Origin of the sequence: Streptacidiphilus pinicola (assembly GCF_003258295.1) — a bacterium.
Classification (GTDB): Bacteria; Actinomycetota; Actinomycetes; order Streptomycetales; family Streptomycetaceae; genus Streptacidiphilus; species Streptacidiphilus pinicola.
In genome coordinates, this window is record NZ_QKYN01000042.1 from 24992 (window position 1) to 44123 (window position 19132).

General features: G+C 70.3%; 18 protein-coding genes and 2 riboswitches. Of the genes, 9 read left to right on the plus strand and 9 right to left on the minus strand.

Going from position 1 to position 19132, the window contains the following annotated elements; all coding sequences use genetic code 11:
• Positions 1–5: 5 nt before the first annotated feature.
• Positions 6–1931, plus strand: a complete 1926-nt coding sequence (locus DN069_RS11975) for an MFS transporter (protein ID WP_165845474.1) — start codon at positions 6–8, stop codon at positions 1929–1931.
• A gap of 76 nt (positions 1932–2007) precedes the next feature.
• Positions 2008–3543 carry an NCS1 family nucleobase:cation symporter-1 gene (locus DN069_RS11980; protein WP_111500909.1) on the plus strand — a complete coding sequence of 512 codons (1536 nt, stop codon included), beginning with the start codon at positions 2008–2010 and terminating at the stop codon, positions 3541–3543.
• A 93-nt stretch (positions 3544–3636) separates the two neighbouring features.
• On the opposite strand, the gene qcrB is transcribed toward DN069_RS11980, so the two are convergent.
• The 4 genes from qcrB to ctaE form a co-directional block, all read right to left on the minus strand.
• Positions 3637–5301, minus strand: coding sequence for a cytochrome bc1 complex cytochrome b subunit (gene qcrB, locus DN069_RS11985; RefSeq protein WP_111500910.1), 1665 nt, complete (start codon positions 5299–5301; stop codon positions 3637–3639).
• Positions 5298–6365: a cytochrome bc1 complex Rieske iron-sulfur subunit gene (qcrA, locus tag DN069_RS11990; RefSeq protein WP_111500911.1), complete on the minus strand. Its 1068-nt coding sequence runs from the start codon at positions 6363–6365 to the stop codon at positions 5298–5300. The genes qcrB and qcrA overlap by 4 nt, the downstream gene beginning before the upstream one ends.
• A complete protein-coding gene (gene qcrC, locus DN069_RS11995; protein WP_111500912.1) occupies positions 6362–7165 on the minus strand; it encodes a cytochrome bc1 complex diheme cytochrome c subunit in 804 nt (267 codons plus the stop codon). Before qcrC ends, qcrA begins: the two co-directional genes overlap by 4 nt.
• Before the next feature lie 71 nt (positions 7166–7236).
• Positions 7237–7857 carry an aa3-type cytochrome oxidase subunit III gene (gene ctaE, locus DN069_RS12000; protein ID WP_111500913.1) on the minus strand — a complete coding sequence of 207 codons (621 nt, stop codon included), beginning with the start codon at positions 7855–7857 and terminating at the stop codon, positions 7237–7239.
• A gap of 301 nt (positions 7858–8158) precedes the next feature.
• Between ctaE and DN069_RS12005 the strand changes: the two genes are divergently transcribed.
• The 3 genes from DN069_RS12005 (at position 8159) to DN069_RS12015 (ending at position 11489) form a co-directional block, all read left to right on the plus strand.
• Positions 8159–8569 (plus strand): response regulator transcription factor, encoded by a 411-nt coding sequence (locus tag DN069_RS12005; RefSeq protein ID WP_111500914.1) that lies wholly within the window; start codon positions 8159–8161, stop codon positions 8567–8569.
• Positions 8570–8678: 109 nt separating this feature from the next.
• Positions 8679–9758, plus strand: coding sequence for an anthranilate phosphoribosyltransferase (gene trpD / locus DN069_RS12010; protein ID WP_111500915.1), 1080 nt, complete (start codon positions 8679–8681; stop codon positions 9756–9758).
• Positions 9759–9854: 96 nt separating this feature from the next.
• A riboswitch (SAM riboswitch) is annotated at positions 9855–9986 on the plus strand.
• A gap of 135 nt (positions 9987–10121) precedes the next feature.
• The gene (locus DN069_RS12015; RefSeq protein WP_111500916.1) at positions 10122–11489 is read left to right on the plus strand and encodes an aminotransferase class V-fold PLP-dependent enzyme; all 1368 of its coding nucleotides are present in this window, start codon (positions 10122–10124) and stop codon (positions 11487–11489) included.
• Positions 11490–11497: 8 nt separating this feature from the next.
• Here DN069_RS12015 and DN069_RS12020 read toward each other — a convergent pair whose 3' ends face one another.
• From DN069_RS12020 to DN069_RS12040, 5 genes are read right to left on the minus strand one after another with little or no spacing between them, the layout of a single operon-like run.
• A complete protein-coding gene (locus DN069_RS12020; RefSeq protein WP_111500917.1) occupies positions 11498–11779 on the minus strand; it encodes an Lrp/AsnC family transcriptional regulator in 282 nt (93 codons plus the stop codon).
• A 36-nt stretch (positions 11780–11815) separates the two neighbouring features.
• Positions 11816–12064 carry a hypothetical protein gene (locus tag DN069_RS12025; RefSeq protein WP_111500918.1) on the minus strand — a complete coding sequence of 83 codons (249 nt, stop codon included), beginning with the start codon at positions 12062–12064 and terminating at the stop codon, positions 11816–11818.
• A complete protein-coding gene (locus DN069_RS12030; RefSeq protein ID WP_243639124.1) occupies positions 12061–13134 on the minus strand; it encodes a WXG100 family type VII secretion target in 1074 nt (357 codons plus the stop codon). Before DN069_RS12030 ends, DN069_RS12025 begins: the two co-directional genes overlap by 4 nt.
• Before the next feature lie 18 nt (positions 13135–13152).
• Complete coding sequence (locus DN069_RS12035) at positions 13153–13479, minus strand: hypothetical protein (RefSeq protein WP_111500919.1); 327 nt, start codon at positions 13477–13479, stop codon at positions 13153–13155.
• A gap of 35 nt (positions 13480–13514) precedes the next feature.
• Complete coding sequence (locus DN069_RS12040) at positions 13515–14312, minus strand: rhomboid family intramembrane serine protease (protein ID WP_111500920.1); 798 nt, start codon at positions 14310–14312, stop codon at positions 13515–13517.
• 127 nt (positions 14313–14439) lie between these two features.
• Between DN069_RS12040 and DN069_RS12045 the strand changes: the two genes are divergently transcribed.
• The 4 genes from DN069_RS12045 (at position 14440) to DN069_RS12060 (ending at position 18919) form a co-directional block, all read left to right on the plus strand.
• A complete protein-coding gene (locus tag DN069_RS12045) occupies positions 14440–14706 on the plus strand; it encodes a hypothetical protein (RefSeq protein ID WP_111500921.1) in 267 nt (88 codons plus the stop codon).
• Positions 14707–14806: 100 nt separating this feature from the next.
• On the plus strand, positions 14807–16186 hold the full coding sequence (locus DN069_RS12050; protein ID WP_111500956.1) for an NYN domain-containing protein: 1380 nt from the start codon (positions 14807–14809) through the stop codon (positions 16184–16186).
• Between the two features lie 245 nt (positions 16187–16431).
• A complete protein-coding gene (locus DN069_RS12055) occupies positions 16432–17427 on the plus strand; it encodes a C40 family peptidase (protein WP_111500922.1) in 996 nt (331 codons plus the stop codon).
• A gap of 274 nt (positions 17428–17701) precedes the next feature.
• A riboswitch (cyclic di-AMP (ydaO/yuaA leader) is annotated at positions 17702–17862 on the plus strand.
• A gap of 52 nt (positions 17863–17914) precedes the next feature.
• A complete protein-coding gene (locus DN069_RS12060) occupies positions 17915–18919 on the plus strand; it encodes a C40 family peptidase (RefSeq protein WP_243639125.1) in 1005 nt (334 codons plus the stop codon).
• The last annotated feature ends 213 nt before the right edge of the window (positions 18920–19132 follow it).

Below are 19132 nucleotides of genomic sequence, written 5' to 3' on the forward strand. Positions count from 1 at the left end.
GGCCCGTGGGGCGCAGCAGATTCGTCCTGCCGATCGTGTTGGTCGGTACGTTCATGGCGATCCTGGACGTCGCCATCGTCAATGTGGCGATCCCGTCGATCCGGTCCGGCCTGAACGCCGGGTTCGGCGCGGTGGAGCTGGTGGTGTCCGCGTACACGATCGCCTACGCCTCGCTGCTGGTGACCGGCGGCCGGCTCGGGGACATCCTCGGGCGCAAGCGGATGTTCGTGCTGGGGCTGCTGGTCTTCACGGCCGCCTCGGCGCTGTGCGGGGCCGCGCCGGACATCGCCGTACTGGTCGTCGCCCGGGTCCTGCAGGGCGTCGGCGGCGCGATGCTGTACCCGCAGGTGCTGGCCATCATCCAGACCACCTACCAGGGCGAGGCGCGGGGCCGGGCGCTCGGCGTCTTCGGTGCGGTGATCGGCATCGCGGCCATCGCGGGGCAGCTGATCGGTGGTGCCCTGCTGGCGCTCGACCTGTTCGGCTGGACCTGGCGTCCGGTCTTCCTGGTCAACGTGCCGGTGGGCATCCTCGCGGCGGTCGCGGCGCTGATCTGGCTGCCGGACGACCGCGAGGAGACGCGGACCCGGCTGGACCTCGGCGGTGCGGCCCTGGTGACGGCGCTTCTGCTGCTGCTCTCGGTGCCGCTGCTGCTCGGTCGGGACCAGGGCTGGCCGCTGTGGCTCGTGCTGATGCTCGTCGCGGCGCTGCCGGTCGGCTGGGCGTTCCTGCGCTGGGAGCGGGCGGTCGCGGCGCGCGGCGGGCAGCCCCTGGTGCGGCTGGCCCTGTTCCGCAACCGCGGCTTCGCCAGCGGCGTGCCGATCGCGGTGCTGTTCCAGGTGTCCTACGCGGGCTTCCTGTTCGTCCTCGCCGTCTTCCTGCAGACGGGGCTGGACTTCTCGCCGATGAAGTCCGCGATGGTCTACACGCCCAGCGCGATCGGCTTCTTCTGCACCTCGTTGCTGGCCCCGCGGCTGGTGCCGCTGCTCGGCCGGCACGTGCTGGCCGTCGGCTACGTGCTGGCCGCGATCGGCCTGCTGGGCACGGCCGCGACGGCGGCCGCCGCGGGCACCTCGCTCTCGGTGTGGGCGCTGGCGCCGACCATGCTGCTGACCGGCGCGGGGCAGGGCCTCGGCATGAGCCCGCTGGTCGGCACGATCCTCTCCGGCGTCCCGCCGAAGGACGCGGGCGGCGCCTCCGGCGTGGTCACCACCTCGATGCAGACGGGCAACGTGCTGGGTGTGGCGCTGTTCGGGCTGCTGTTCTTCACCCTGGTGGGCTCGGCGGCGCACGGCACCGCGTACGCCACCGCGTTCGGCGAGCTCATGCCGTTGAGCGCGGTGCTGCTGCTGGTGGCGGCCTTCCTGGTCTACCGGATGCCGCAGGCGGCCGGACAGCCGGCGAACGCGCTGATCGAGCGGCTGCCGGGGTGGGCGGGTGGCTTCGCCTGGTCGATGTTCCTGGCCACCGGCGGCCGGGTGGGGGAGAGCCTCTTCAACGAGCTGCTGTCCCGGGTGCGCGGCGAGCGCCTGGACCGGGCGGACCACGCGCCGGATCCGCTGGGGGAGTTCCTCAGCTTCCACTACCGCCACCAGGAGGAGGCGGACGCGGCCTGGCTCGCCTACCTCCAGCGCGAGGCGCTCGCCTACGGCGACCGGCCGATCCCGCACGAGGGGGAGCGCACGCCCGTCATCCAGGCGCAGGTCGCCGAGATCGCGCGGCGCCAGGCCGAGGGACGGCTCGACCCGGAGCTGGACCCGGCGCTGTTCCGGCTGATGTGCTTCGGCCTGGCCAGCTACCCGACGCTGCTGCCGCAGGTGACCCGGATGGCGACCGGACTCTCCCCGCACGACCCGGAGTTCGTCACCCGCTGGGAGGAGTTCCTGAGCCGGATCGGCGCCCGCCTGGAGAGCGTGCACGAACGGGGCTGACGCCGTCTATGCGCGGAGATCGGGCTCTGCTCTACTGAACGCTTTCAGCCTTCTCCGCGAAGCGAGGTGGCGTGCGATGTCCCTCCAGCAGACCCATCCGGACGGCCGGGTCGCCCTGGCGGAGGGGGTCGTGCTCGACGACCCCCGGTTCGCCAACGGCGATCTGGCCCCCGTCCCCGTCGAACGGCGCACCTGGCGGACGTACAACTACCTGGCGCTCTGGGTCGGCATGGCCCACTGCATCCCGTCGTGGACGCTGGCCTCCGGGCTGGTCGCGCTCGGGATGGACTGGAGACAGGCCGTGCTGACCATCGCGCTGGCCAACCTGATCGTGCTGGTCCCGATGCTGCTGACCGGGCACGCGGGCACCAAGTACGGCATCCCCTTCCCGGTGTTCGCCCGCGCCTCCTTCGGGCTGCGCGGGGCGAACCTGCCGGCGCTGGTCCGGGCCGCGGTGGCCTGCTGCTGGTTCGGGATCCAGACCTGGATCGGCGGGGAGGGCATCTACCTGCTCGCCGGCAAGGTGCTCGGACCCGGTGCCGGCCACCGCTGGCTGACGGCGAGCCAGGTCTACGGCACGCCGTGGACGCAGTGGGTGTCCTTCCTGGCGTTCTGGCTGATCGAGATCCTGGTGATCACCCGCGGGATGGAGACACTGCGCCGGGTGGAGAACTGGGCCGCGCCGCTGGTGATCGTCGGCGCCCTGGCGCTGCTCGGCTTCATGGTGCACAAGGCGGGCGGGCTCGGCCCGTTGCTGGACCAGCCGTCCAGGCTGGGGTGGGGGAGCGGCTTCTGGAAGGTCTTCTTCCCCTCGCTGATGGGGATGATCGGCTTCTGGTCGACGCTCTCGCTCAACATCCCCGACTTCACCCGGTTCGGCGGCAGCCAGAAGGCGCAGCTGTGGGGTCAAACGCTGGGCCTGCCCACGACGATGACGCTCTTCGCCGTGCTGTCGGTGCTGGTGACCTCCGGCTCGCAGGCCGTCTACGGGGCGCCGGTCTGGGACCCGATCGCGCTCACGGCCAGGATGAGCAACGTGGTCGGGGCGCTGTTCGCGCTGCTGATCGTCATGGTGGCGACCCTGTCGGTGAACATCGCCGCCAACGTCGTCTCCCCGGCCTATGACCTGTCCAACCTGCTGCCGCGGTACGTCAGTTTCCGCACCGGCGCGCTGATCACGGGCGTGGTCGGGATCGCCGTCCTGCCGTGGAAGCTGATCGCCAACCCGCACGTCTACATCTTCACCTGGCTGGGCGTCGTCGGCGGCCTGCTCGGGACGGTGGCCGGCATCCTGATCGCCGACTACTGGCTGCTGCGCGGCACCCGGCTGCACCTGGCCGACCTGTACCGGCGCGGCGGGCGCTACTGGTACACCGGCGGCTGGAACCTGCGGGCGGTGCTCGCGTTCCTCGTCGGCGGCGTGCTGGCGGTGGGCGGCTCGTACTCGACGGTGGTCGCCGGAGTGAAGCAGGGGCCCTTCCCGGAGGGCGGCGTCGTCCCGGCGCTGAAGCCGCTCGCCGACTACGGCTGGGCGGTGGGCCTCGGCTCGGCTCTGCTGGTCCATCTGCTGCTGAGCCTGGGGCACAGGGGGCCGGGCAGCACCCGCGACTGACGCACGGACACGTCACCGGCAACGCACGAGGCCCCCTCCCGAAGGAGGGGGCCTCTACCGCTGTGGCGGCGGCGTTACTGCAGTGCGGCTACCTCAGTGGTGGCCGTGGCCCGAGGTGAGCTCGGCGTGCTCCTCGACGGTCGGCTTCGCGATCTGGCTCTGCGGGCCGAAGTAGCCGTCGGAGAGCTTGGCGCGGAGCTTGGCCGCGCGGCTGACCTTGCGCTTGACGCCGTTCTCGTCCACCGCCGGCGGCAGCTCGGTCGGGGCCTGCTGCTCGTGGGCGGTGAGGCGGAACAGCTCCTCCTGCGGCAGCTGCGCGTGGACCTCGATGAACTCACCGTGCGGCAGACGCTTGATCGTGCCGGTCTCGCGACCGTGCAGGATCTTGTCCTTGTCCCTGCGCTGCAGACCCATGCACCAACGCTTGGTGATCATGAAGGCAGCGACCGGGCCGACGAAGAACAGGATGCGGCAGGCCCAGGTGATCGCGTCGATCGACAGGTGCAGGTGCGTGGCGAACAGGTCGTTGCCACCACCCACCAGCAGGATGATGTACTCCGTGATCCACGCGACGCCGAGGCCGGTGCGGACCGGGGCGTTGCGCGGGCGGTCCAGGATGTGGTGCTCACGCTTGTCACCGGTGATCCAGCCCTCCAGGAAGGGGTAGATCGCGATGACGATGAACATCAGACCGAAGACCATCAGCGGGATGAAGACACCCAGCTCCAGGGTGTGACCCCAGGCGCGGATCTCCCAGCCCGGCATGATGCGGATCAGGCCCTCGGAGAAGCCCATGTACCAGTCCGGCTGGGCGTCCGTGGACACCTGGTCGGGACGGTACGGACCGTACGCCCAGATCGGGTTGACCGAGGCGATCGCCGAGACGAAGGCGATGACACCGAAGACCAGGAAGAAGAAGCCACCCGCCTTGGCCATGTAGACCGGCATCAGCGGCATGCCGACGACGTTCTTCTCGGTGCGGCCGGGGCCCGCGAACTGCGTGTGCTTGTGGTAGAAGACCAGGATCAGGTGGGCCACCAGCAGGCCCAGCATGATGCCCGGGATCAGCAGCACGTGGATCGTGAAGAAGCGCGGGATGATGTCGTTGCCCGGGAACTGACCCCCGTACAGGAACATCTGCAGGTAGGTGCCGACCAGCGGCATCGACAGGATCGCGCCCTCCATGAAGCGGATACCCGTACCGGACAGCAGGTCGTCCGGGAGGGAGTAGCCCATGAAGCCGTCGAACATGCCCAGGAAGAGCAGCAGGAAGCCGAACAGCCAGTTGATCTCACGCGGCTTGCGGAACGCGCCGGTGAAGAAGACGCGCATCATGTGCACCAGCATGGCCGCGACGAAGACGATCGCCGCCCAGTGGTGGATCTGACGGATCAGCAGACCGCCGCGCACGTCGAAGCTGATGTCGATGGCCGACTTGTAGGCCTCGGACATCTTGATGCCCTGCAGCGGGACGTACGAGCCGTGGTAGACGACCTCGCCCATGCTGGGCTGGAAGAACAGCGTCAGGTAGACGCCGGTCAGGATGATGATGATGAAGCTGTAGAGGCAGATCTCGCCCAGCATGAAGGACCAGTGGTCCGGAAAGATCTTCCGGAGGTTGGCCTTGGCCAGGTTGTAGATGCCCAGACGGCCGTCGACCCAGTCGGCCGACTTCTCGCCCAGGTGCTTCTGCTCGACACCGGCCTCGCTGTGGCCGATCTGCTCCTCGTGGGAGCTGTCGTACTCGTGAGTGCTCATTCGCTGCGCTCCCAGAAGCCGGGGCCGACGGGAACAGTGAAGTCGCCGAGCGCCTGCAGGTTGCCGGTGTTGTCGACACCGATCTGCAGCTGCGGCAGGGCGTGGCCGGCCGGACCGAAGATGACGCGGGCGCCGTCGGACAGGTCGAACGTCGACTGGTGGCACGGGCAGAGGACGTGGTGCGTCTGCTGCTCGTACAGGCTGATCGGGCAGCCGACGTGGGTGCAGATCTTGGAGAAGGCGAGGACGCCCTGGTAGCCCCAGGTCGCCGACTTCTTGTCCTTGATGTCACCCGGCTGCAGGCGGACCAGCATCAGCGCGTCCTTGGCGATGCGGACCTGGAAGTCCTCGTCGTCCTCGGACAGGTCCTGCGGCATCGCGAACGTCAGCGAGCCGACCTGCACGTCGGAGGCCTTGATCGGCTCACCGGTGTTGATGTTCTTCAGGAGCATGCCGGCCTTCCAGCCGGTCGTGTCCAGCTTCTGCTCCGGCAGCGGGCCGAGGTCGCGGAAGAGCACGACCGCGGAGAGCGGGACCATCGCCATGGCGCCGATCATCGTGTTGCGGATCAGCTTGCGACGGCCGAAGCCCGACTCCTTGGCGCCCTGGCGGAAGTCGGCGAAGACCTGCTCGCGGACGGCCGGGGTCGCCTCGATCGGGTGACGCTCGGCGATGTGCTCCTCGTCCGACATCAGCGTGCGGGCCCAGTGGACCGCACCGGCGCCGATCGCGAACAGCGAGACGCCCAGGGTGGTGCCGAGGGCGAAGTTCAGCGGGGCGACGTTGCCGATGGGCCAGACGTAGACGTGGTGCGTCGGCCCCGGCTTGAAGATGACATAGCTGGCGATGAAGGCGACGGTCGCCAGCATCGACAGCAGGAACCACATCGCGACCTGGCGCTCCGCACGGCGGGCGGCCTTCTCGTCGATGTCGGTACGGCGCGGCTCGTGGGCCGGCAGGCCCGGGTCGGCGAAGTGTCCGTCCTTGGTGACGACGGGTCCGCCGCCGTGACCGTGCGCGGCCTCCGGCAGGTGTTCTTCAGACATGTTGTCCTGGCTCGTCATGACTTCTTGGCCTTGGGGGTGCGGGCGGCGATCCAGATGGCCGCGCCGATCAGGGCGCCCAGCGCGAAGATCCACCCGAAGAGACCCTCGGAGACCGGGCCGATCGCGCCCAGGGTCATCCCGCCGTAGCTCGGGTTGGTGTTGCTGTCCGTCGTGTGGGTGACGTAGGCGATGATGTCCTTCTTGTTCTGCTCCGACAGGGTGGAGTTGGGGAAGGACGGCATGTTCTGCGGGCCGGTGAGCATGGCCTCGTACATGTGCTTGGCGCTGGTACCCGCCAGGCTCGGCGCGAACTTGCCCTCGCTCAGTGCGCCACCGGCGCCGGCGAAGTTGTGGCACTGCGCGCAGTTGGTGCGGAACAGCTCGCCACCCTTGGAGACGTCGCCGCCGGTGTACTGGCTCTCGGTCGGCACGACCGGGCCGGCGCCGAGGGAGGCGACGAAGGCAGCCATCTGGTCGATCTGGCCCTGGCTGTAGATGACCTTCTTCTTCGGGATCTGCGCGCCCGGCTGCTGGGCCGGCATACGGCCGGTGCCGACCTGGAAGTCGACGGCGGCGGAGCCGACGCCCACCAGGGACGGACCGATCGAGGTGCCCTCGCCGTTCAGACCGTGGCAGCTGGCACAGCCGACCTGGTACAGCCGCTTGCCCTCCTCGACCTGGAGGGACTGGCTGGCGTCGGCCGAGGCGCTGCTCGTCGGCGCGAGCGCCGCGTACAGCCCCCCGGTGACCACCAGGGCGAAGATGAGGACGACGAGCGCTGCCAGCGGGTGGCGCCGTCGTGCGGAGAGCTTTTTCACGGAATAAACCCCGGTGTGAGGATCTGGAGCGTCTGGAGTCCGATAGGACCGTCCCTGACGGTCCGACCCTGCTACTTGATCAGATAGATGGTCGCGAAGAGGCCGATCCAGACCACGTCGACGAAGTGCCAGTAGTAGGACACGACGATCGCCGCGGTCGCCTGCTCGTGCGTGAACCGCTTGGCCGCGTAGGTGCGGCCGAGGACGAGCAGGAACGCGATCAGACCACCCGTCACGTGCATCCCGTGGAAGCCGGTGGTGAGGTAGAACACCGAGCCGTAGGGGGAGGAGGACAGCGACAGGCCGTCCTTCTTCACGAGCTCGGTGTACTCGTAGATCTGACCGCCGATGAACATCGCGCCCATGATGAAGGTCACGATGAACCAGGCCCGGAGCTTCTTCACGTCGCCGCGCTCGGCGGCGAAGACACCCATCTGGCAGGTGAACGAGGAGAGCACCAGGATCGTGGTGTTCACGGAGGAGAAGGGAACGTTCAGCGCCTCGTTCTGGGAGTGCCAGAAGCTGACACCCGTCACCGAACGGAGCGTGAAGTACATCGCGAAGAGGGCCGCGAAGAACATCAGCTCGGAACTCAGCCAGACGATGGTTCCGACACTGGTGAGGTTCGGTCGGTTGACCGAACCGTGCGCGTGCCCGGTTTCTACTGCAGTTGCTGTCGCCACGACCGACATTATGTCGGTCCCTTATTCCGCACTAACGCCGGGGGGTCTTCCTCCGCGTGTCTGGGGGGTGACGTACCCTCCGACGCCTCTTCAGGGCTGGTCATCGCGGGCATGTCGGACCCCCGGGCGACGGGGTGTCGCTCGACGCAGCGCGGCGTCCCTCAAAAGAGTGGGCGTCTGCCGCTGTCCGGACCTTCCTATCAGAGATCGTCGTTCACCCGGTGTTGTGGCGCGCGGGACGCGAGTAGCATCCGAACCGAGCACCGCGCAGTGGTTCCGGTCACCATCCCAGCGGGGAGAGTTACGAGCGATGGCACTGAACATCCTTGTCTACAGCGACGACCGCAACACCCGGGAGCAGGTCCTCCTCGCCCTCGGCAAGCGGCCCGACACGGAGCTGCCGGAGTTCTCCTACCTCGAGTGCGCGACGGCCCCGGCCGTGGTCCGGGCGATGGACGAGTTCCAGAAGGGCGCCCGGCACGTGGACCTGCTGGTGCTGGACGGCGAGGCGGTGCCGCTGGGCGGCATGGGCCTGAGCCGTCAGCTGAAGGAGGAGGTCTACCAGTGCCCGCCGGTGCTGGTGCTGATCGGCCGCCCGCAGGACGCCTGGCTCGCCACCTGGAGCCAGGCGGACGCCGCGGTCCCCGCCCCGCTCGACCCGGTCGCCCTGGTCGGTGCGGCCACCGCGCTGCTGCGTGGTCGCGCGGGCCTGGCCGCCTGAAATCTTGCCGCCTGAAATCTTGCCGCCTGAGATCAGTGGTCTTTTGAGGGGCGCGTCTCGATAGGCTGGGGCCGTCTTGATCGACCCCGGCCTTCGAGAGGCGACAGTCATGGTGCACTCCACTCCTGCGTTCGGCGGCGACGACCCCGCGCGGGTGCGCACCTGGCCGGACGTCCTGATGCCGCTGCTCTCCGGGGAGAACCTGACCGCGGCCGACACGGCCTGGGCGATGGACCAGATCTTCTCCGGCGAGGCGAGCCCGGCCCAGGTGGCCGGCTTCATGGTCGCGATGCGCGCCAAGGGCGAGACGGTCGAGGAGATCTCCGGCCTGGTCGAGGCGATGTACGCGCACGCCACGGTGATCGAGGTGCCCGGCCCCGCGGTCGACATCGTCGGCACCGGCGGTGACCGGGCCAAGACCGTCAACATCTCCACCATGTCCGCGATCGTCGCGGCGGGCGCGGGCGCGCGGGTCGCCAAGCACGGCAACCGCGCCGCGTCCAGCGCCAGCGGCGCCACCGACGTGCTGGAGAAGCTGGGCGTCAACCTGGCTCTTACGCCGCGTCGGGTCGCGCAGGTCGCCGCGGAGACGGGCATCACCTACTGCCCCGCCCCGGTCTTCCACCCCTCCATGCGGCACGCCGCGCCGGCGCGCGGGGACCTGCGCATCCCCACCTTCTTCAACCTGCTCGGCCCGCTCACCAACCCGGCCCGGGTCGGCGCGAACGCGGTCGGCTGCTTCGACGCGCGGATGGCGGGCCTGATCGCGGGGGTGCTGGCCAAGCGCGGCAACTCGGCGCTGGTCTTCCGCGGCGACGACGGCCTGGACGAGCTCACCGTCTCCGCCACCTCGACCGTCTGGCGGGTGCGCGGCGGCGACGTCGAGGAGTTCACCTTCGACCCGCGCGAGGTCGGCATCGACCTCGCGCCGATCGAGGCGCTGCGCGGCGCCGACCCCGCCTACAACGCCGAGGTGGCACGCCGGGTGCTCGCCGGCGAGCGCGGTCCGGTCCGCGACGCGGTGGTGCTGAACAGCGCCTCCGCGCTGGTGGCGCTGGAGCAGGTGGGCGCGACCGCGCCGTTCGTGGAGCAGATGCGCGCGGCGATGGCCCGTACCGCCGCGGCGATCGACTCGGGCGCGGCGGAGCGCAAGCTCGCCGAGTGGGCGAAGGCGACGACGCAGGCGTAGCCGGGGAGGGGCGCGGATCGCCGCGCCCCTCGACGGCTTCTCACATGCCGGAATGGTTCTCGTCCGCACAGTGACCCTCTGGCATACTTCTCGACAGGTCACGAGTGACAGCACGCGGCGTACGCCGCTGAAGCCCCGGCTCGCTGTCCGGCAACCCTCCGACCGTGGTGGGGTGCCTCCGGGTGACGACCAGGCCTGCGGCGAGGTGCCGCCGGGCAAGCGCGTGTCTTCCGAGGAGTTCTCCCGTGCAGAAGCGAATGCGGTAGAGGCCGTTCCGGCCTCCACGTCTCCGTAGTACATCCATGCCCCCCTCCGGGCGGGGCTGATTCGCCATACCCATGTGCAGCTTCCGGAGGTACCGCCATGTCTGTCGTCGCCCGTAATGTCACTGTTTGTCCGCCGCTCGCCGTGCTCGGCCGGGACGTCGAGGTCCCCCTCGTCTCCGGTGAGAAGGTCGGCTACGCCGCCCTCGACTACGCCGCCAGCGCGCCCGCCCTGCAGCGCGTCTGGGACGACGTCGCCGCCTACGCCCCCTACTACGGCAGCGTGCACCGCGGCGCCGGGTACCTCTCGCAGCTCTCCACCGACCTGTTCGAGCAGAGCCGCGCCGCGGTCGCCGACTTCCTCGACCTGCGCGAGGACGACCAGGTGGTGTTCACCCGGGCGACCACCGACTCACTGAACCTGCTGGCCGGCGCGCTGCCGAGCGGCACCCGGGTCTTCGCCTTCGAGACCGAGCACCACGCCTCGCTGCTGCCCTGGCCCGGCCGCGGCCTGGAGGTCGCCTACCTGCGCGCGCCGCGCTCCCCGCGCGAGGCCGTCGCGGCGCTCGACGCCGCACTGGAGGCGGCCGGCAGCGGGCCGAAGCTGGTCTGCGTCACCGGGGCCTCCAACGTGACGGGCGAGATCTGGCCGGTCGCCGAGCTCGCCGCCGTCGCCCACGCCCGCGGCGCCCGCATCGTCCTGGACGCGGCCCAGCTCGCGCCCCACCACCGGGTCTCGGTGCGGGAGTTGGACGTGGACTGGGTGGCCTTCTCGGGCCACAAGCTGTACGCGCCCTTCGGCGCGGGCGTGCTCGCCGGGCGCGCCGATTGGCTGGACGCGGCCGAGCCGTACCTCGCCGGCGGTGGCGCGAGCCGTACCGTCGCGCGGGAGGCGGACGGCTCGGTGGCCGTCGAGTGGCACCGGGGCCCGGCCCGGCACGAGGCCGGCTCGCCGAACGTCATCGGCGCCTACGCCATCGCCTCCGCCTGCCGCGCGCTGACGGAGGCCGGGCTGGACACGCTGCACGCGCGCGAGCAGCAGCTGATCGAGTGGCTGCGGGCGGGGCTGGCCGAGATCCCCGAGGTGCGGGTACTGACCCTGTTCGGCGAGGACCACCCGCGCGTGGGCGTGCTCTCCTTCGTGGTCCAGGGCTGGAACAGCTCGCACTTCGCCGCGGCGCTCTCCGCGGAGTACGGCATCGGCGTGCGCGACGGCCTGTTCTGCGCGCACCCGCTGGTGCGTACCCTGCTGGGCGGCGAGGAGGCCGCGCCGAGCGAGTGCGGCGCGCCCGAGCCCTCGCTGCCGGGCGAGCGCAGCCTCAACGCGATCCGCGTCAGCTTCGGCGCGGGCACGCCCGAGGAGCACGTGGACCGCTTCCTCGCGGCCGTGCGCGAGCTGGTCGGCAACGGCGCGGCCTGGTCCTACCGGACCGAGGGCGGCCGCTGCGTCCCGGACACCCGTCGGTAGGACAGGCCCTAGTCGTCCAGCCCGATGGCGAACGCGGCGTCGAGGTCGTGGGTGGAGTAGGTGCGGAAGGCCACATGGGTCTCCGTGTGCTCCACCCCGGGCACCTTGTTGACCTGACCGGGGATCACATCGGCCAGCTCCTCGTGGGCGCGCACGCGCACGATCGCGATCAGGTCCCACCCGCCGGTGACGGAGTAGACCTCGGTGACGCTCTCCAACGCGGCGATCTGCTCCGCGATCTCGGGAATCCGGTCGACGCTGGTCTTGACGAGCACGATGGCGGTGATCACGGAGGCTCCTGTCGGCGAGGGTCTGCGCGGACCATGCTAGGCGAGCCACCACCCGACCCCGACGAGGACGGTGCCGAGGGAGAGGAAGAAGGCGGCGGCGGTGAACTTGGCCGGCCGCTCCGCGGACCTCACGGTGCCGACCGTGACGACCACGCCACCGATCAGGGTGAGCGCGCCGAAGAAGACCAGCACCATGCCCAGACCGGAGGCGCTGAAGGTGCCGCCGGGGTGGGGGTTGTAGACGCCGCCCGCGAGGGTCCAGAGGGAGGCGGGGTTCGGGTTCACTGACCGGACTCCTGGGAGGCGAGCTGCTGCTGTTCCTTCTGCAGGTTCTGCAGATCCGACTCGACGCCGGAGCCGGCGTTGTAGACGCCCGTGTTGTCGATGGTGCCGCGGACCACGCCGTCCCGGCCGGTGCCCTCCTCGGTGCGGTGGTTGCCGAGGGCCCCGGTCGCGCCCGCGGTGAGGATGTCCTCGCCGACGGTGGTCCCGTTCTTGTCCTGGTGGAGCGTCAGGTCGTCGGTCAGGGTGCCGGAGATGTTGCCGAGGGCGCCGGCGGTCAGATTGCTCACCTTGCCGCCCTCGCCGGTCAGGAACTTGCCCACGTCCTCGGACACCTTGCCCGACCCGGCGATCCCGCCGGTGAGGCCGGCGAACGCGGCCGACCCGAGGGCCTCGGTCGCCCCGTCCTCCATGTCCTGCACGCCGGTCACCTTGGTTCCGGAGAGGATCTGGTTGGCCATCGCGCTGCCGGTGTCCGCCGCGAAGTTGGTGACGAAGGACTTGCCGATCGAGCCGAGCACCTTCGCGATGGTCGCGGCCGTCTCCTCCGAGAGCTCGAAGAACTCCTTCAGCAGCTCGCCCACCTTCTCCGCGGCCGCGGAGAAGCGTTCCACCAGCTCGACGATCTTGGCGACGCGTTCCGCGACCGCGGCATTGGCGAGCAGGTCGCCGATTCCGGCCGTGAGCAGACCCACGAGGAAGCCCGCGGCCTCCATCTCGGCGATCTGTACGCAGATGTCGACGATGGCGAGGTTGATCTCGTCGATCATGTTCGCGTAGGTGCGCAGGCCGTCCGCGATCTTGTGCAGGTTGGACGCGAAGTCGTTCAGCGTCTGTGCCTGCTGCTTCCAGTGCTCGTCGAAGGCCTGCCGCGCCGGACCGCTCCACTCCGCGGGCGTCAGGGCCGCCTGCTGGTCCAGCTCACGGACCCGGTTGCTCAGGTTCTGGCCCATGTCGTCCCAGCCCTGGGCGACGGAGCGGAGCACGTCCCCGTCGCCGCCGGGCAGTTCGACGCCGACCGCCTGGAGGATCTTCAGGACGGTGCCGTCGATCCAGCCGTTGATGTTCACCACTGTGCTGTCCCCCGTACGTCAGAAGCTCTGGTGCACCCGGCCGAACCGCTGCCGGGTCTGCTCCTCGTTCTCCATGTAGATCTGCGTGGTCCGTCCGAGCTGCTCCGCCTCGGCGTCCAGCGTCTCCGCGGCGATGCCGAGCGCCTTGAGCGCGCTGGTGAGCAGGCCGGCGTACTGCTCTGCCGCGCCGTCGCAGATGCCGAGCACCCCGAAGGCCTGGCCGATCCGCGCCGCGTCGGAGCCGAAGGCCATGGCGTCGGTCGTCAGCCCCTGTGCTTCGGCGTGGTAGTCCTGGGCCAGGTTCAGCACGGCCGGGACGTCGATCTCGAACTGTTGGTCAGTCATCTGTCTGTGCTCCCCGTTGCTTGACGCCCGGGAGCCTAACAGTGGCCCGCGTTCCGCTTCGACGCCGCCCGCGGGCGGCGCCACAGGAGGCAGGCGAAGAGGAAGCCGCCGGTGAAGCCGATGAGGTGGGCGGCGTAGGCGACGCCGGGCACGGTGGGGTCGGTGGCGGGGACGGAGAGCCACTGGACGGCGAACCAGAAGCCGAGGACGAGCCAGGCCGGGAAGCGCAGCGGGAGGAAGAGGAGCAACGGGATCAGGCTGGTGACCCGGGCTCGGGGATACAGGCACAGGTACGCACCCAGGACGCCGGCGATCGCACCGGAGGCGCCGACCAGGGTCTGGGTGGCGCCGGGCGAGCCGGACTCGAAGAGGGCGTAGCCGTAGGTGGCCAGGTAGCCGAGGGCCACATAGAAGAGGAGGAACGCCAGCGGGCCGATCCGCTGCTCGACCATGGCGCCGAAGACGAAGAGGAAGACCATGTTGCCGACCAGGTGCAGCCAGCCCCCGTGCACGAACATGGCGGTCAGCACCGACAGGGCCGGGATCTTCGGCAGGCCGCCGGCGCCCACCGCGCAGTGGTGCAGGTGGGCCAGTTTCGCCGGCAGGGGCGCGTTGGTGAGCAGCTCGGCGGGGATGACGCCCCACTGGCGGTAGTAGAGGGTCTGCGCGCAGGCGCGGCCCGCGCCCCCGCCGTAGAAGGGGTCCAGGCCGGAGACCGGGCCGATCACGAAGACGACCACGCACAGCGCGATGAGCGAGTACGTCACCAGCGGCAGGTACGGAACGGGACGGGGGGCGCGTGTCGTGGGCTCCGGGGCCGCGAGGGTCGCCATGGGCAAAGCATTCCTTCTCCGGACGAATCTGACACTCGTACACAGGGGCGAGTGGGGGACCGTGCCCGAGCCGCGGCGGGAGGCCATAGGGTTTCCCGGGTAGAGACGACGACGAGAGGATCTCGCCATGGCCGTTCCCCTGCCGACCGAGGGGACCAGGTGGCGCTGCACGCTCTGCGGCAACCTGACCCGCTTCGAGGTGACGCGCTCCTCCCGTGTCGTCGAGTTCGTCCACCTCGACCTGGCCGGTGAGCCCACCGTCGAGGAGCGCGAGGTGCTGAGCGAGACCGTCGAGTCGGTGCGCTGCCGCTGGTGCAACGCCGTGGACCAGATCGAGCTGGTGGACCGCCCGGGCGCAGCCGCCGAGGCCGCGGAGCAGGCCAAGCGCGGTTGACCTCGCCCGGTTGACGGCGGGGGTACGTGGCGAAATGAACAGCGGGGGGCGTCAGCGGGGACAATGACACCGGACGGTGCAGCGGATCGGAGCGGAAGACGTGGAGCAGCGAGACCAGGCGTCGGCGCCCGGCGACGGCGCCGAGGGCGCTGAGGACACCGAGGACGCCCTGACGCTGGATCGACCGCTGCCCGAGGGCGTGCGGAAGCGAGTCGTCGGCATCGCCGCCGACGCGCTCGGCGCCTTCACCGCGTCCGAGCTGCCGACCCGGCTGCGCCCCTACGTCAAGTTCACCCGCGAGGCCCGGGTCAAGCGCGGGGCCACCGCCATCGCCGCCGCACTGGAGACCGAACCGGCCTTCCGGGCGCGGATAGCGGAACGGGTCCGGCAGGGCCAGCCCGATCTGGTGGCCGCGCTGGAGGGCGGGACGGTCCCGGCCGCCGCCGACCCGCAGGACGTGGCGGCCGCCGCGTACCTGCTGCGCACGCCCGGCTGGACCAGGATCGTCGACGAGGCCGGCGAGGAGGTCGAGCGCGCCGAGCACGAGGGCGCCGCGGCCGAGTCGGCCCGGCTGGCCGAGAAGCTGCAGGACGAGCTGGCGACGCTGCGCGCCGTCGCGCGCACCGACGCCGAGCGGGCCAAGGCCGAGCTCGACGCCCTGAAGAAGGAGGGCGACAGCCTGCGCCGGCAGCTGCGCTCGCTCACCGCCGACACCAAGCGCGCCGAGGCGGCGGCCCGCAAGGCCGCCGGCGAGCTGGAGGCGCTGCGCGCCACCGGCGCGACCGAGCGTGGGGCGCAGGAGAGCGAGGTGCGCCGGCTCAAGCACCGGGTCACCGAGCTGGAGGCCGCCCTGGAGAGCTCGAAGCGGGCCGCCCGTGAGGGGCGTTCGGCGGAGGAGATCCGGCTGCGGCTGCTGCTGGACACCGTGGTGCAGGGCGCCCAGGGCCTGCAGCGCGAGCTGGGCCTGGCGCCGCTGAGCGGCCGGCCCGCGGACTCGGTCGACGCCGTCTCCCCGGTCGCGGCCTCCCCGCACGACGTGGCGCGGCGCGCGCTGGAGGGCGACGACCCGGCGCTGCTGGACCAGTTGCTGGAACTGCCGCAGGTGCATCTGGTGGTGGACGGCTACAACGTGACCAAGACCGGCTGGGCGGGCATGCCGCTCGACCGTCAGCGCCAGCAGCTGACCCGCGGGCTCGGCCTGCTGGCCGCGCAGACCGGCGCGGAGATCACCTGCGTCTTCGACGGGCAGGACCTGGACGGGCCGATCCCGATGGCGCCGCCGCCGCGCGGCGTGCGGGTGCTGTTCAGCCGCACCGGTGAGACCGCCGACGAGCTGATCCGCCGTCTGGTGCGCGCCGAGCCGGAGGGCCGGCCGGTGGTGGTGGTCTCCACCGACCGTGAGGTCGCGGACGGCGTGCGCGCCGCCGGAGCGCGCCCGGTGCCGTCCACGATGCTGCTGCGACGGCTCGTCAGGTCCTGACCCGTCGGTGCTGTCCGCGTGCTCGTCCGACCACGCTGAGCAGCGGGATCTTGAGCGTTTGTTAAGAGAGAGGACCGGATCCACATCCGGGGGAGACAATCGCCTGGTCTCCTCACTATCCTCACGCACAACGTCCGCACTCGCGTTCACATTTCGTCTCTGCGGGCGTTTCCGTGTGCGAAGGGACTGCATTCGTCGTGGCTTCTCACCGCCGGCCCCGTGAGGCCAGCCGTGCCCGTGTCTCCGTGCTGACAGCCGCCGCGGCCACCGTGGTGGCCCTGTCGGCGCAGACGGCGGCCCAGGCTGCCCCGGCGATCAGCACCAAGGACGCCAAGGCCCAGGTCGACGCGGACCGTTCCGACGCCGCGGCCAAGACCGAGCAGTGGAACCAGGCGCACACCCAGCAGCAGGCGCTGCAGCGCCGGGTGGCGATCCTTCAGGACGAGATCGCGCGTCAGCAGGCCGAGATCAACGGCGAGCTGGACAATCTCGGACAGATCGCCAACTCGCAGTACGCCTCCGGCGTGATCGACCCGACCATCCAGCTGATGCTCTCCAGTTCGCCGGACGCCTTCCTGCAGAAGGCCGCCTCCCAGGACGAGCTCACCAGCAACCAGACCTCCGAACTGCAGGCGCTGGTGTCCCAGGAGGCCACGCTCCAGCGCGAGAAGGCCGAGGCCGCCGCCGAGCTCGCCCAGGAGCAGACGCTGCTCTCGCAGATGAGCGCCGCCAAGACCGAGGCCCTGGCCAAGCTGAAGCACGCGCAGTCCGTGCTGGACGCACTGACCCCGGCCCAGCAGACCGCCGTCAACGGCGGCGGTGGCGGCGGTGGCTACGGCTCGGTCTCCAGCAGCGGCTACACCGGCCACATCGACCTGTCCGGCATATCCAGCGCCGCGCGCACCGCGATGGAGGCGGCGATGGGTCAGATCGGCGTGTCCCCCTACCTCTGGGGCGGTTCCACGCCGGCCGGCTTCGACTGCTCGGGCCTGGTCATGTGGGCCTACGCCCACGCGGGCATCTCGCTGCCGCACTCCTCCTACGCCGACGAGAGCGTCGGCACCAGGGTGCCGAGCATGGCCGACGCCCAGGTGGGCGACATCATCGTGATGGAGAACGGCGCCCACGTCGGCCTCTACGCCGGCAACGGGATGCTGCTGAACGCCCCGGAGTACGGCTACGACGTCTCGGTCCAGCCGATGAGCTACTTCGGCGGCGTGGTGGCGATCCGCCGCATGTGACGGCGTGTCGGAGCTTCTGTGAAGACTCTCACAGAACCGGTCCGCACAGCGATGGTATGACCGAATTCTCCCGCATGTCATCGGCATCCGGTCAGATTCCGACTACGGAGCGTTGATCCACTGACGACGCGTCGAAAGTGACGGAAGTTTTTTCTGACAAGGATTTGAAGCGATCACGGTTCGGTTACTAGGGTCTCTCCTCGAACCACCGTACGGTCGTCCATCCATCCCGGGTGGCAGCGGTGGTCACCGTCGAGTTCGACGACGCGGCAGATGGGGGAGGCCGTCGAGTCGGAGCCGGGGAACCAACGGTTCCCGGGGTGAATCGACGCCAGGGGCGGACCGGTGGGATTCCGGGACGACGGAGGCGTCGTAGGGCTGACTTCCTGGCCCGAACCCGTCAGCTCACCCGGTAGGCGGCCGTAGGAAGAAGGAGCTCGCCTTCGTGGCGTCCCATCGTCGTCCCAAGTCTCCCAGTCGCGCGCGCATGTCGGTCCTGACGGCCGCGGCCGCCACCGCGGTGGCGGTTTCCGCCCAGAGCGCGCAGGCTGCCCCGAAGCCGACCACGGCCCAGCTCAAGGCTCAGCTGCAGCAGCTGAACACCGAGGCCGACCAGGCGGTCCAGAAGTACGACGGCTCCCAGGAGCAGCTCCAGCAGCAGCAGGCCAAGGTCGGCACGCTGCAGGACCAGATCGCCCGGAGCCAGGCAGGTGTGAACACCCGCCTCGAGCAGCTCGGCCAGATCGCCAACCAGCAGTACGCGACCGGCGAGGTCGACCCGACCGTGCAGCTGCTGCTGTCCGCCACCCCCGACGACTACCTGACCAAGGCGTCGTCCCTCGGGCAGCTGACGTCGAACCAGGCCTCCGAGATCCAGCAGCTCCAGACCGAGGAGCAAAAGCTCTCCGGCCAGAAGGCCCAGGCGGAGCAGACCCTGCAGCAGATCGAGTCCACCACCAAGCAGCTGGCCGCACAGAAGGCCGAGGCGCAGAAGAAGGTCCAGCAGACCCAGGCGCTGCTCGACTCGATGACCGCCGCGGAGCGCGCCGCCGTCACCAGCGGCCCCGCCTCGGGTTCGGGTTCCGGTTCGGGCGGCTCCGGCGTCACGGTCGGCGTCAACCTCGGCGGCTCCAAGGCCGGCGACTCCGCGGAGGCCACCGCCTTCGCCGCCGCCCAGACCAAGCTCGGCAGCCCGTACGTCTACGGCGCGACCGGCCCGGACTCCTTCGACTGCTCCGGCCTGACCCAGTGGGCCTACGCGCAGGCGGGCGTCTCCCTCGGCCGCACCACCTACGACCAGATCAACGACGGCACCCCGGTGTCCTCCACGGCCGATCTGCAGGTGGGCGACCTGATCTTCTTCAACGGCGACAGCCACGTCGGCATCTACGCCGGCAACGGCATGGTGCTGCACGCCCCGCACACCGGCACCGTCGTCAAGTACGAGCGCATGGACTGGATCGGCTCGATCTACGCGATGCGTCACATCTGAGCCCTGCTCGTCCCGTGAGCCCGCCGTCGGACACCGACGGCGGGCTCATCTGCTGTTGGGTGCCGAGTGTCGGGGTGTCGGGCGTTCACTCCGTCGGGTGCATTTGCGGTGCGGCGTGCGGGGGTGTGTCGACCGGGCCGCCCGCCATCCGTCTCGGGGGCGACCTGCGGATTGGTTCACCTGCGCGGATTTCGTGGGGATTTTTCAGCTCCT